Below are 13,686 nucleotides of genomic sequence, written 5' to 3'. Positions count from 1 at the left end.
CTTTTCGTCCGTCAGCCCTGGCAGTTGAGCCGATAGCGCTGGTAGTTGCTGGATTTGTCCTGCGGCGGTAGCGCGTAGGGGGCGGAGCACTGCTTGCCGCTCCACTTGATGGTCAGCGTGGCCTGCTCTTCTTCGACCATAGCCAGAGCCCGTCCGCTCGGGTCCGAGATGGCGAGCTGCTTGCCACTGGCATCCTCCAGCGAGGCGCCGAACGGAATAGGCTCGCCCAGGCTGTCGAACAGCTGGAACTGGACGCGGCGACCCTTTTTCCCTTCGTACCGGGCCCGGACTATAGCTCCGCGGCGTGGTACCACCTGCTGCGTGGCGTTTTCGATTTCGATACCGCCGCCAAGGTTGCGAGTGTCCAGAGTGATCCAGTTGACCCGGTAGGGTTGGGCGTTGGGCATTACCGCATAGCCGTTGTAACCGGTTTTCACACCGCTGTAGTTGCTGAGGCCAACGCCTGGGATATCGGGGACTTCCACCAGGGCGAACGTCTCGCCCACTGGCTGGCCCAGGTTGATCCCGCCTGCATGGGCGACAACGGAGCCGGCCAGGGTGAGGCTCTCTGCCGTATAGCCGCTGCCTTTGCTGTAACCCAGGGTTATGTCCGCCATCGACGTGCGGCTGTTCAGGCTGGCCGATGCTGAGCTGCCACTGCCGCTGTTCTTGCTGCCCTGCACCGAGTAGGAAGTATCGTTGTCATCGGACAGGTAGCCGTTAACCCCTACCTGGGTGCTGTCGCTGTGCTTCTGGCTGGTGGTCGAGACATAGGCACGTGGCGCGCGTGGTCTCGACCCCAGCGGGAAGGAGACGGACAGGTTGAACTGGGTGTCGTCGTTCGACTGGCCGGAGGAGCCGATGTTTCGCGTCTGGCTCACGCTGAAGCTGTAGCTGACGTCGCGCCAGCCATTGGAGTAGCCGGCGGAATAGCTGCGCGATCCTCCACGATTCCAGTAGCGCTCGTCGCTGGCGTTGATGTAGAGGTTGCCGTATTGGCGCTGCCCCAGGGTCTGGTTGACGGTCAGGTCGGTACGGATTTTCGAGCGGCCACTGGTAGCCGGCATGCCGCTGCTGAGCTCCTGGACATGATCGGAGAGCGTCCGGTAGCCCTCGGTGGAATAGCGGTAGGCCGCCAGGGTGAAGCTGGTATCGGTTCCAGTGAAGGTTTTGGCGTACAGCGCCCGCAAGCTGTTACCACGCGCGGAAAGTCCGCGCACCTTGCTGGCTGAGTGGGTCAGGTCGACTGACACAGCGCCAAGCGACGTGTTGCGGCCGGCACCGACCGAAACGGCGTTGAAATCCTGGGTCGCCTGGGCGCCGACAATGCTGGTGAGGTTGCTGCTCACGCCATAGGCGGCAGTACCGCTGACAAATCCAGGCGTCTGCTGGTCATCACTGTTGCTGTTGAACTCACCGGCTGAAACGCTGTACTTCAATTGACCTTCGCGGACCATGGTCGGCAGGCTGGAGAAGGCCTGCCGGCTTACTCGGCGGCGGCCATCAGCCTCGATGATGGTGACTTCCAGGTCGCCATTGGAGCCGGTGGGGTAGATGTCGCTGATCTCGAACGGACCCGGTGAAACGGTCGTGGAGTAGAGGATGTAATCGTTCTGGCGGATTTCCACCGTTGCGTTGGTTTCCGCCACGCCGCGAATGACCGGCGCGTATCCGCGCTCGCTGTCTGCGCGCATGGCTTCGTCGGACGCCAGCTTGATGCCGCGATAGCGCACGCTGTCGAACAGGTCGGCATCGGAGTAGATCTCGCCCAGGGTGAACTGCCCCTTGAGGCGGGTGACATCGTGCTGCAGATAGGTGCGGTTGCTCTTGAAGGTACTCGGCCGGCCAGTACCGGTCCGATAGTTGGATTCGTTGCGCAGGCGCCAGGAACCGAGGTTGATGCCACTTCGCAGGCCCATGTTGTTGGCAGTCTGCCGGCCGTAGTCATCCCGGCTCCGGTTGGCATTGAACTGGTAGTTGACGAAAGCCGCGTTGACGCCGTTGTCCCAGAGCGCCGGATCAACGTAGCCACGACGGCCCCGAAGCATGGCGACCTGGGGGATGCTGGCGTTCAGGCGCAGGCGGGTCGAGTCGAAACGCAGTACGGCCTGGTCGATCAGCGTCGCCAGATCAAGACAGGTATCGTCCGCCTCGGGGCTGAGCCTGCCTTGCTCTATCAGCTTGGCCATGTCGATGCCCAACAACTGCAGCAGGTCGAAGTTCAGGCAGGGCTCGACGACACTGGTTTGCGGGTTGCGCAGGAAGTCGATGTCCCGGCGGCCGACCAGTATTCCATTGGTGTAAAGGTCAACCCGATAGTTGCCGGGCAGGACGCTGTTAGCCTGCAGAAGGTTCTGCAGATCGACTGCGGAAGGCGCGCCTTTCAGAAAGGTGGTGTTGAACGATTCGATCTGTGGATCTTCCACCGGCAGCGGTTCGGGATGCTCGGCGCCGAATACCATCGAGGGAAGAGCCAGGGCAATGGCTAGCGCGAGTCTGCTGGGGCGTATCATCGGCGGGGGCTGCCGGTTGGCTGCCGCCAACTTCGCGTTCTGCTCCGATGGGTGACTGGGCCAATTGCTCATTTCTCAATGCCTGCGAAAAGCCTGGTTCACCCCCGGTGAATGAGCGGTGCCAGGCAGGAGCCTGTGACGCCCGCCAGAGGTGAACCAGAGGATTAGGGAAGGGGCCGTTACGACGCCCGGTCGGAGCGTTTTGCCGAGGTGCCCGCGGAGCTGCCGGTCGAGAGCCGTGCGGAGTAAGGCACCTGTGCGCCGTAGTCATTGATGCTGGAGAACGACAGCTCGACGGAGCCCGCGGAGATCGGACGCGGGATGCTGAACGTCTTCTCGTCGCCAGGTGCGACCATCACGGATTCGACGGCCACTTCGCTTCCCAGCTTCACGTCGCTCATGGACACGTGATAGTTGCCGGGGTTGCGCACTTTGAGCTCTGTCTTGCCGGCCTTGGACACCAACTGCCACTGCAGTTGCTCGGGGGCCTTGCTGGCTTCACCGTTCAGGCCCGCCGGGCGGAAGAACACCTTGATCCGCTGGCGTACCGCCAGTTGCAGCGTGTTCTCGGCAGCCGTGGCCTGGGGGATTTCCTGGACGTTCAGCCACACCACCGACTCCCTGTCGCCGGGCATGCCGCTACCCTCGAACAGGACGCGAAGTAACTGCTGCTCGTTCGCCGGGACGCGTGCCAGGGGTGGGGTCACGGCAAAAGGTGGGGGGGCGTCCGTGTCATTTGCGCTATCGATCCATGACTGGACCAGGACATCTTGGCCGCCATTTCGGACGGTGACGCTGGCCTCTTTGTCGGCGCTGTTGAGAATGATGCGGGTGGAGCTGAGGGATATTCCCGCGAAAGTTTGGGACGCCAGCACCAGGCTCAGTGCGCCCAGGCAGGCAGAGATCGTACGACGGAGCATAGGCTTTACCACCAGGTACCAGGGAGGTGGCGAGGCCGGGTGGCCTCGCCCATCTTCAGGGACGCAGTACCGGCTTATTCGTACTGCAGGGTGAACGGCAGGGTCGCGTCACCTTTACCCGCAGTGGCGGACTTCGGGTCAGCGGTGGTGACGTAGGCGGCCGAGAAGGTGAGGGTGGCGTCGGCACCGTTCAGCTCGCTCTCGATCTTGGCGGTAGCCGGGGCGCTCAGGTCGACGATCTGGCCATTGCTGTCCATGATGGCGATGCCGACGTTCTTGGCGGACTCGGTGCCGGGGTTCAGGGCCAGGACCTTTTTACCGGCAACGACGCCGGAGCCGGACTTGGCGTCGAACAGCATGGCAACCTTGGTGCCTTCGTTGCAGTTGATCTTCAGGTTGAAGTCAGCGGCTGCCAGGCGGCCACCGGTTGGTGCGGTGTCGCTGCCCATGTCCTTGATGGAGACGGTGCCCATAGGTACGGAAACGGATTTGTCCTTGCCGGCGGCGCCTTCGACCGAGCAGGCGTCGTTGTTGATCATGCCGGTGAAGTTGATCTGGCCATGACCAGCATCGGTGGCGGCGAAGGCGGAGCCGCTGGCGGCGATGACGGACGTGGCGAGGAACGCGAGGGAGAGCTTTTTCATTCTTTACTCCAAGATAAATTGATCACGAAAAGTGCTGCATCGAAATGCCGGGCCACGATAATCCCTGTTGAGTTTTGGGTATGTCGGATGGGGTTCTTGGCTCTGTAAGGAATTTACGACGACGTCGGTAGCTCGTTTCTCGCCGATTTCTCAAGGCCACTTTCGGCGGGGCTGGAAAACGTCGTGAAACTTGTCAGCGGCCCTGTTGCATGGCTTTCGCGAGTCTCTTGGTGCTTTGTGGCGAAGCGTGCAAAGAAAGGAAGTCAGGCGAGGCGTCGGTTTCAGACCCGGGTGCAGCCCGACGTTCAGGAGCTTGTGTGCCTGCCCGGGTTGGAATGGATTCTGCGCGAGGGCGTGGTCGATCTGTATCTCGGATCACCTGATGGAAGACCCGACATTTCGTGATTAAACACCCTCTGTTCTGCGATAGAACGTGCGGTGGGGCGCTGCCTCCACCGGGGGCCTGACAAGGTCCGGTGGGGGCCTGGTGCATTCAGTTGAACGTGACTACCACCACCTTGCCGCGGATCGTCGAGCTGGAGGTGCTGGCGACTTCAAAGGTGCTGATGGAGGACGTGTCAGCCACTCCTGCGCACAGCCCGCTCGCGGCGGGGACTGCTCCGGCGCCGTTTGGGCTGATGCCGTTGGCGCGACCCGCATGCCGGTGCCAGGTGGCTGTGGAATACTCACATGGCCCCCTCTCAATGCTTCCTACGAAGTGAATGACTCCATGAGTCGTCTTACCGTCGCTTGCGTGAGAAACCGCTGAAATTACGGTCAGCAGCAGCGCTACGGAGATAAGGATTTTCTTCATGGCATTACCCTCTGTCTGACGTAGGGTCAGTAAAGATCAGACGGCTCTGACGTACTAGATCTTGAGGTTTCCGATTTTTCTGTAGGAATTCGCGGTCCGTCTGAAGTCGCTTCGCATCCTTCGGAGATTTCCTATAAGGAGTGTGTGTTTATCCTCAATTCGTCTGGAATGGGAAATTTCACACAACCAATCTCTCTGAGTATCTGGAGATCATTGAAGGTTTTTCTTGGTTGACGGTGTGTCAGGAAGGGCGCTGGCTCGCAGCGATCAGGAATGGCCGGCAAAAAAAGCCCCCGTCAGGGCCGACATCCCGACGAGGGCGAGGGTGGTCCTTGGGGACCTCAGTGTGATCGTTCGGACCAGGCCTTGAGCAGGCTCGAGGCCAGTCCGTAAAACGTCAGGAGAATAGCGAAGCCCAGGCATACGGACATGGCTGTTCCTCCGGCTCCAGGAGGACGACCGAGGTCGCCTCGCGGAGCTCTCTGGATGAATTACTCGTTGACCTGGCGCAGCTTGGTGGCCGGGGTATCGCCCAGGTTGTTGAGCATGCGTTCGCTGTACCAGTCGAGGAAGTTGATCACGCCGAACTCGTAGGTCTTGGAGTACGGGCCGGGCTGGTAGGCCGTGGAGTTGATGCCGCGCTGGTTCTCTTCGGCCAGGCGGCGGTCCTGGTCGTTGGTGGCATCCCAGACTTCACGCAGGCGCTGCACGTCGTAGTCCACACCTTCTACCGCGTCCTTGTGTACCAGCCATTTGGTGGTGACAACGGTTTCCTGGGCACTGATGGGCCACACGGTGAACACGATCATGTGATCGCCCATGCAGTGGTTCCAGGAATGCGGCAGGTGGAGGATGCGCATGGAGCCCAGGTCCGGGTTCTTGATGCGGCCCATGAGTTTCTTGCTGCCCTGTTTGCCGTCCATGGTCATGGAAACGGTGCCGTCGAGCAGGGGCATGCGCACGATACGGTTGCGCAGGCCGAAGCTGGCGTGGGCGTAGGGGATCTTCTCCTCGTCCCAGGCCTTGGTGCAGGCGGCGACCTGGTCCTTGAAGGCCTGGCTGGCGCGCGGGTCGGTGACGTCGTCCCATTCCAGCAGGGTCTTCAACAGCTCCGGGTGCGAACCGTTGCAGTGGTAGCACTCGCGGTTGTTCTCGAGCACCAGCTTCCAGTTGGCCGCTTCCTTCAAGGTGGTCTGCACGGCCACCTTGGTGTTCTCCATGTCGTACGGCTCCATGTAGTGAGCCAGGGTGGCGAGGAAATCGTCGATGGCCGGCGGGTTCTCGGCCAGGGAGATGAAGATATAGCCGCCGGCGGTCTTCACGTTCACCGGTTTCAGGCCGTATTCCTTCATGTCGAAGTCGGCGCCCATCTCGGTGCCGGCGAACAGCAGGCGACCGTCAATCTCGTAGGTCCACTGGTGGTAGGGGCAGACCAGCTTGGCGACCTTGCCCTTTTCACTGACGCAAAGGCGCGAGCCACGGTGGCGGCAGACGTTGTGGAAGGCATGAACCTGGCCCTCGGCGCCACGAATGACGATGATCGGGTTGTCGCCGATCTGCAGGGTCAGGTAGTTGCCCTTGGCGGGGATTTCGCAGGTCATGCCGGCGATCAGCCACTCCTTGTGGAAGATCTCCTGCATGTCGATCTGGAACAGGCGCTCATCGTTGTAGAACGGCTGCGGCAGGGAGAAGCTGTGATCGCGTTCGCGGAGCATTTCGGCCGTGGCCTTGCGTGCGGGTTCAAGCGGATCGCCCAGGCTCAGGGTGGAAGTGACGTCCATCGGTAACTCCTCAATGGCAGGTCGCGCCGGCGACCGCCGCAAATAAGTGGCTGGTTCGGTTGTCACGCAAGGCGGCGTGACCTGCCCTCGTTTCTCGCCTGCCGATTGGCTGCCCTGCTGCGGGTGCGAGGGTGGTTCGCTCGGAAGCCTTATGGTTCGGCTGGGAATGAGTGTGCTGGCGCTGGGAGGTACGACCTTGTCTACGGGCGACATGGGAACATCCGTTTCCGACGCGCAAGCCCCGGTGGTTGCTGGCAGGTCGCGATGAGCATGTGAATGTCGCGGACAGGTAAATGGGCCGTTTTTGCGTTATTCACAATCCGCCACATTAGGCCGATATCCGGCCACGCGCGGAGCAGCGTCCATGACCAACAACTTCCTCAATCCGATCACGACCCAGACCTGGACCAACGGCCGGCACATGGTTCGCTGCGTCAAGGCGATCCAGGAAACCTGGGATGTACGCACCTTCTGCTTCATGGCCGACCAACCGATGGTGTTCTTCTTCAAGCCGGGGCAATTCGTGACCCTGGAGCTGGAGATCGACGGCCAGCCGATCATGCGCTCCTACACCATCTCCAGCTCGCCGTCGGTGCCCTACAGCTTCTCCCTGACCATCAAGCGCGTGCCCGGCGGCAAGGTCTCCAACTGGCTGCACGACAACCTAAAAGAAGGCGACGTGATTCCAGTGCACGGCCCGGTCGGCCTGTTCAATGCCATCGACTTCCCGGCGGAAAAGGTGCTGTTCCTCTCCGGTGGTGTCGGCATCACCCCGGTGATGTCCATGGCGCGCTGGTTCTTCGACACCAATGGCGCGGTGGACATGATCTTCGTCCATAGCGCGCGGACGCCGAAGGACATCATCTATCACCGCGAACTGCGCCACATGGCTTCGCGCATCGAGAACTTCAAGTTGCACCTGATCTGCGAGAAGTACGAAATCGGCGAAACCTGGTCCGGTTATCGCGGCTACCTGAACCGCGCGATGCTCGACCTGATCGCTGGCGACTTCATGGAGCGCGAGATCTTCTGCTGTGGCCCGACGCCTTACATGGCGGCGATCAAGCGCCTGCTGGAAGCTGCCGGCTTCGACATGAAGCGCTATCACGAAGAAGCCTTCGGCCCGACGCCGCCAGAAATTCGCGCGGAAGTTAATGAACATGCTGCCGAGGCGGCCGAAGCCGCTGCCGAAGTGCCGGCGGGCGACATGAACCTGGTGGAGTTCACCAGCACCGGCAAGAGCATCCGCGTGGCGCCGGGCGAAACCGTGCATTCGGCTGCCGCCAAGGTCGGCCTGCACATCCCGAAGGCCTGCGGCATGGGCATCTGCGGAACCTGCAAGGTGATGAAGACTGCTGGCGAGGTGGAGATGGAACACAACGGTGGCATCACCGACGAAGACGTCGCCGAGGGTTACATCCTTTCCTGCTGCAGCGTTCCCAAGGGCGATGTGTCCATCGACTACTGATGGTTTTCTGAGCAGTTCCTGCCAGCCCGCGTCGGTCGAGGGCTGGCGCCATCTATCCACAGCTTGTGGACGCAGCGTTGCACAGCTGTTGTGTGCAACTTGCTGAATTCGCTGAAAAAACCACCAAACCTCGGCAGAAGGCGCAGCTTGCGGGCAAGCGCCAGGCACGAACAGCTTGTCCACAGCCTGGTCCACTGTTCGTGGGGGTAACCCCCGCTATGCTTGTCCGGGCCTTTTTCCGCCGGCGCGCTGCCTGCGCCGGTCCCTTGCGACCTGCCTGAGGTGCCCATGCCATGAAACTCTATTACTCCCCCGGAGCCTGTTCCCTCGCTGTGCATATCGTCCTGTGCGATATAGGCAAGCCCTTCACCCTGGAGAAGGTCGACCTGGCTACACACAAGACGGCGGACAACTGGGACTACTACCGCAGCAATCCCAAGGGTTATGTGCCACTGCTGGAGCTGGACAACGGCCAGACGCTGACCGAAGGGCCGGTGATCTGCCAGTACCTGTGCGACGAGGCCGGGCGCACCGACCTGATGCCGCAACATGGCGACTTGCTGCGCTATCGCGTCATGGAGTGGCAGGCGTTCATCAACAGCGAAGTGCACAAGACACTGGGTGCCCTGTTCAACTCGGCACTGGATGAAAAGGCCAAGGCCACCTACGCCGGCATGGCTCACCGGCGCCTGCTGTGGATTTCGCAACAGCTGCATGGTCGCCAGTTCCTCACCGGCGATGCCTTCACTGCGGCGGATGCTTATCTCTTCACGGTGACCAACTGGACCGGTTTCGTGAACATGGATATCTCCGACTGCCCCGATCTCCAGGCCTTCCAGGGGCGCGTAGCAGCACTCCCGGCCGTGCAGGCGGCGTTGAAGGCGGAGGGGTTGGTCTGAGTGAGTAGCAAACCGGCTGTGGGAGCGATTTCAATCGTGAAAGGTTCACGACGAACTTTCGGTCCGCTTCCGCGAATGAATTCGCTCCTACAGAAGACAACACCGCAGTTGCACCCGCTTCAATCCTCCTCCTGCACCGCCTTGTAGCTCCCGGCAAGTTTCTGCTGCACGTCCTGCGGCGCGGCGCTGTAGTGGCTGAGGATCATGCTGAAGGCGCCATGGCCCTGAGTGATTGCCTTGAGGCGACCGGCGTAGCCGTCCAGCTCTGCCAGGGGAACCTGGCCGAATACCAGCGCGAGGCCCTGGGACAGCGACTCTGTACCGGTGACCTGGCCGCGACGGCCGATGAGGTCCGTCGTGATATCCCCAAGATTGGCTTCCGGCGCGGTTACTTCTACCGCCACCACTGGTTCGAGCACCACTTCGGAGGCGGCGCGCAGGGCATCGAGCATGGCCTTGCGTCCGGCAGCCTGGAAAGCGATGTCCTTCGAGTCCACCGGGTGGTGCTTGCCGTCATAGACAGTGACCTTGAGGTCCTCTACCGGAAGGCCCGCCAGCGGCCCGCAGGCGAGTACCGAGCGCACGCCCTTCTCCACCGAGAGTATGAACTGCGACGGAATCACGCCGCCCTTCACCTCATCGGTGAAGGCGAACCCGCTGCCGCGCGGCAATGGCTCGATGCGCAGGAACACCTCGCCGAACTGGCCGGCGCCGCCGGTCTGCTTCTTGTGTCGGCTGTGCCCCTCGGCGGGGCGGGTAATGGCTTCGCGATAAGGGACCTTGGGCGGACGGGTTTCCACTTCCAGCTTGTAGGTGCCGGTGATGCGATCCAGCAGGTAGCGCAAGTGCAGCTCGCCCATGCCGCGCAACACGGTCTCCTGGGTGGAGGCCTGGTAGTCCAGCTTCACGCACGGGTCCTCTGCCTGCAGCCGGCTTAGCACCTCGGCGATGCGCTGTTCATCGCCGCGGCGTTTGGCCTCGATTGCGAGGCCTTGCATGGGCGCTGGGAAATCCAGGGGCTTGAGATGAATCTGGTCCTCGTCGTGGGAGTCGTGCAGGACCGAATCGAACTCCACTTCGTCCACCTTGGTCAGGGCACCGAAATCACCGGGGACCAGTCGGGTCACTTCCTCATGGCGCTTGCCTTGCAGGCGCAGAAGATGACCGAGCTTGAAAGGCTTGCGCCCATCGCCGACGAACAACTGCATGTCGCGCATCAGGGTGCCCTGGTGTACACGGAAAATGCCCAGCTTTCCCACGAAGGGGTCGATCACCACCTTGAAGACGTGGGCCAGTACGTGTTGCTGTGGGTCAGGCCGGGAACGGAAGGTTTTGGCATTCGCTCCCTCGCCCTTGAGAAAGAGCGGGGGGTTGCCCTCAGTTGGGTTGGGAGCCAGGCGCGCAAGGATATCCAACAACTCGGCCACTCCCGCACCGGTGCGTGCAGAGGTGAAGCACAGGGGAATCAGGTGCCCTTCGCGCAGTGCCCGCTCGAAGGGTTCGTGCAGTTCCGCCGGAGCGATCTCGCCCTGCTCCAGGTAGCGCGCCATCAGTTCCTCGTCTACTTCCACGACCTGGTCGACCAGGGCCTGGTGCGCTTCGGCCACCGAGGAAAAGTCGGCATCGCCGGCCGGCTCGAAGAAGCAATCCACCACGCGGCTCGCATTGTCTGCTGGCAGGTTCAGCGGCAGCACCTCCTTACCGAAGACTTCCCGCAGGTTGGCCAGCAAGGCGGGGAGATCGACCCGCTCGGCGTCGATCTTGTTCACCACCAGCATCCGGCACAGCCCGCGTTCGGCGGCCATAGCCATCATGCGGCGCGTGGTCAGCTCGATGCCGCTCTGTGCATTGACCACCACCAGTGCGGTTTCCACCGCCGCCAGGGCGGCAATGGACTGGCCGATGAAGTCCGGGTAGCCGGGCGTGTCGATCAGATTGAGTTCGGCACCCGCGTGGCTGCAGTGCGCCAGGGCCGAGGCGAGGGAGTGGCGGTACTCACGCTCCAGTGGATCGAAGTCACAAACCGTGTCGCCGCGCTCCAGACTGCCGGCGCTGGCAATCGCGCCGCTGCTCTGCAGCAGGGCTTCGGTCAGGCTGGTCTTGCCGCTGTCGCCATGGCCGACCAGGGCGACCGTTCGAATGGATTCCACCGAGTAGTTCGCCATGAGTACCTCCGCACACTGGGTGTTTCCAGTATAGGCAGGCGCCCCATGCCTGCCCCGGATGTCCGGCGCTTTCCGCAACCTGTTGATATTGCTTGAAAAATGTACGAATCACTGCAGGCCGCGCCATTCCTGGTCCCGGCAAGTGTCTGTACAGCTTGTCCACAGAAGGATCCACCGGCTTTGTGAGTAAGAGCAGGGTTTTCCACCGTTCAAGGTGCGATCAGGGGCGTTCGGAAGCAAAAAAGTTCGACTGATCGGTAATTGATCGACAGGCTGTACAGCCCGCGAATGCTGGCTTTGGGTGACTTGCAAAGAGTTTTTCCACAGGGTTCTTCACGACTTTTGTGTGAAAGTTTTCGGCGAGCGGGATCTATTTTGTGTGAAAAAGGCTGAAGGCCAGAAAAGACGGGGCTTTAGCTATACAGCGGCATCAACAGATTTTCCACAGTCTTATCCACATGATCTGGGGGTAATCGGCCCGCTGATGTTGCTTGGTCAAAAGATGAACAATTCGGTGTATCGCAGGCGAGACTAGGGCTTCAGGAAGTTTTCCACAGTTTGTGTACCTTTCGCTGCACAGATTTTGTGTGGAATAAATCGCAAGTTCTTGAAATAGATCAGAAAATATCCAAGTACTGGGATGCCACGGCTGGCGCGGGCTGCAGCCTTGGCTCTACAGATTGTCCACAGCTTGATCCACGGAAAACGGGGGTAAGGCGGGAAAAGGGCGGGGCGCACGTCTGTGGGAGAAACTTGTGGGGGCGATTTCAATCGCTATGCAGGCCGCAGGCCTGCCCGCCGGAGCGACAAGGGCGCAACTGCGCGGCCCTTAGCGAATGAATTCGCCCCCACAGGGGAAGGAAGCGGGAGGCGTGGATCAGGCCCCCATCGCCGCACGGATATCCGCGGCCAATTCACGCACGCGATCCATCTCGGTGTCCCAGGAGCACATGAAGCGGGCACCACCGGCGCCAATGAAGGTATAGAAACGCCAGCCCTTGGCGCGCAGGTAGTCCAGCGCCGGCTCGGACATCTGCAGGAACACGCCGTTGGCTTCCACCGGGAACATCAGGCTCACGCCCGGTACGTCGGCAACCAGTTCGGCCAGCAGCTGGGCGCAGGCGTTGGCGTGCTTGCCGTAGTGCAGCCAGGCATCGTCCTGCAGCAGGCCAACCCAGGGAGCGGCGAGGAAGCGCATTTTCGAAGCCAACTGGCCGGCCTGTTTGCAGCGGTAGTCGAAATCTTCGGCCAGCTCGCGATTGAAGAAGAGGATGGCCTCGCCTACTGCCATGCCGTTCTTGGTACCGCCAAAGCAGAGTACGTCCACCCCGGCCTTCCAGGTCAGGTCAGCCGGCGAGCAGCCGAGGAAGGCACAGGCATTGGAGAAGCGCGCTCCGTCCATGTGCAGGTTCAGGCCCAGTTCCTTGCACACCTGGCTGATGGCGCGGACTTCCTCGGGACGGTAGACCGTGCCCACTTCGGTAGCTTGGGTAAGGGTGACAACGCGGGGTTTCGGATAGTGGATGTCCTGGCGCTTGAGGGCAATTTCGCGGATTGCCTCCGGGGTCAGCTTGCCGTCGGTGGTCTTGGCCAGCAGCAGCTTGGACCCGTTGGAGAAGAATTCCGGCGCGCCGCATTCGTCGGTCTCGACGTGGGCGGTCTCGGAGCAGATCACGCTGTGGTAGCTCTGGCACAGAGAGGCAAGGGCGAGGGAGTTGGCCGCGGTGCCGTTGAAGGCGAAGAAGACTTCGCAGTCGGTTTCGAACAAATCCCGGAAATGGTCGGCGGCCCGCGCGGTCCACTGGTCATCGCCATAGGCGCGTTCATGGCCACGATTGGCCTCGGCCATCGCGGCCCACGCTTCCGGGCAGATACCGGAGTAGTTGTCGCTGGCGAATTGCTGGGTCTGGTCGGTCATGTCCTGGTCCTTCTGTCCGTTCGCCTGCAGGCACAGGCGTATGGGGCCTAACTTTACGCCAGGTTGGACGCTTGGGATTCGTTAGAGGCGACATCCTTTTCCATGGCTGGCGCCTGGTCAGGCAAGGGGAACTCCCGAGGCCATCCAACCCTCAGAAACCAAGAGCCCGCCTCACGGCGACGCCCTGCCCAGGAAGGAGGAACCGACATGCGTTACCCGACCCTGATTGCCCTGTTCATCCCCGTGCTGGTCGGCCTGCCGGCCGTAGCCGCCGAATGGCCGAGCGGCGAGCGCGACCACTTCATTCAGGAGTGCAAGACCAGTGCCCAGGCCAATGTCCCCGGCGACAAGCTACAGCGTTATTGCAGTTGCGCCGCCGACCGCGTCAGCAGCGAGTTCAGCACCACCGAACTCGAAGTGTTGAAGACCCAGAAAACCCCCTTGCCCGAACAGACTCACCAACGCCTGATCAAGGTGTCCCAGTCCTGCCTGAGTCAGCTGAACGGCTGAACACAATCTGATCGATCGGCTGCAGCCCAGGCATTTCGCGGGCTGCGTGGCCGC

General features: G+C 61.5%; 10 protein-coding genes. 3 read left to right on the top strand and 7 right to left on the bottom strand.

Annotated features, from left to right (window positions below):
* Positions 1 to 11: 11 nt before the first annotated feature.
* The 5 genes from D6Z43_RS18065 to gbcA form a co-directional block, all read right to left on the bottom strand.
* Positions 12 to 2,462 carry a fimbria/pilus outer membrane usher protein gene (locus D6Z43_RS18065; RefSeq protein WP_330115670.1) on the bottom strand — a complete coding sequence of 817 codons (2,451 nt, stop codon included), beginning with the start codon at positions 2,460 to 2,462 and terminating at the stop codon, positions 12 to 14.
* A 230-nt stretch (positions 2,463 to 2,692) separates the two neighbouring features.
* Positions 2,693 to 3,433 carry a molecular chaperone gene (locus tag D6Z43_RS18060; RefSeq protein WP_120653466.1) on the bottom strand — a complete coding sequence of 247 codons (741 nt, stop codon included), beginning with the start codon at positions 3,431 to 3,433 and terminating at the stop codon, positions 2,693 to 2,695.
* Between the two features lie 74 nt (positions 3,434 to 3,507).
* Positions 3,508 to 4,077: a fimbrial protein gene (locus tag D6Z43_RS18055; RefSeq protein ID WP_120653465.1), complete on the bottom strand. Its 570-nt coding sequence runs from the start codon at positions 4,075 to 4,077 to the stop codon at positions 3,508 to 3,510.
* Between the two features lie 493 nt (positions 4,078 to 4,570).
* Entirely contained in the window at positions 4,571 to 4,891 is a 321-nt protein-coding gene (locus tag D6Z43_RS18050; protein ID WP_120653464.1) for a hypothetical protein, read from the bottom strand.
* Positions 4,892 to 5,382: 491 nt separating this feature from the next.
* Positions 5,383 to 6,672, bottom strand: coding sequence for a glycine-betaine demethylase subunit GbcA (gene gbcA / locus D6Z43_RS18045; protein WP_120653463.1), 1,290 nt, complete (start codon positions 6,670 to 6,672; stop codon positions 5,383 to 5,385).
* 364 nt (positions 6,673 to 7,036) lie between these two features.
* Here gbcA and gbcB point away from each other — a divergent pair, with 364 nt between their 5' ends.
* Positions 7,037 to 8,140, top strand: a complete 1,104-nt coding sequence (gbcB, locus tag D6Z43_RS18035; RefSeq protein ID WP_120653462.1) for a glycine-betaine demethylase subunit GbcB — start codon at positions 7,037 to 7,039, stop codon at positions 8,138 to 8,140.
* Positions 8,141 to 8,433: 293 nt separating this feature from the next.
* On the top strand, positions 8,434 to 9,039 hold the full coding sequence (gene gstA, locus D6Z43_RS18030; protein WP_120653461.1) for a glutathione transferase GstA: 606 nt from the start codon (positions 8,434 to 8,436) through the stop codon (positions 9,037 to 9,039).
* A gap of 119 nt (positions 9,040 to 9,158) precedes the next feature.
* Here gstA and fusA read toward each other — a convergent pair whose 3' ends face one another.
* Positions 9,159 to 11,204, bottom strand: coding sequence for an elongation factor G (gene fusA, locus D6Z43_RS18025; protein WP_120653460.1), 2,046 nt, complete (start codon positions 11,202 to 11,204; stop codon positions 9,159 to 9,161).
* Between the two features lie 877 nt (positions 11,205 to 12,081).
* Entirely contained in the window at positions 12,082 to 13,122 is a 1,041-nt protein-coding gene (locus tag D6Z43_RS18020; RefSeq protein WP_120653459.1) for a low specificity L-threonine aldolase, read from the bottom strand.
* Between the two features lie 207 nt (positions 13,123 to 13,329).
* Here D6Z43_RS18020 and D6Z43_RS18015 point away from each other — a divergent pair, with 207 nt between their 5' ends.
* A complete protein-coding gene (locus D6Z43_RS18015) occupies positions 13,330 to 13,632 on the top strand; it encodes a hypothetical protein (protein ID WP_120653458.1) in 303 nt (100 codons plus the stop codon).
* The last annotated feature ends 54 nt before the right edge of the window (positions 13,633 to 13,686 follow it).

This window comes from Pseudomonas sp. DY-1, from assembly GCF_003626975.1.
Classification (GTDB): Bacteria; Pseudomonadota; Gammaproteobacteria; order Pseudomonadales; family Pseudomonadaceae; genus Metapseudomonas.
The sequence above is the reverse complement of the archived record's forward strand: the minus strand, read 5'-3'. Positions and strand labels throughout refer to the sequence as shown.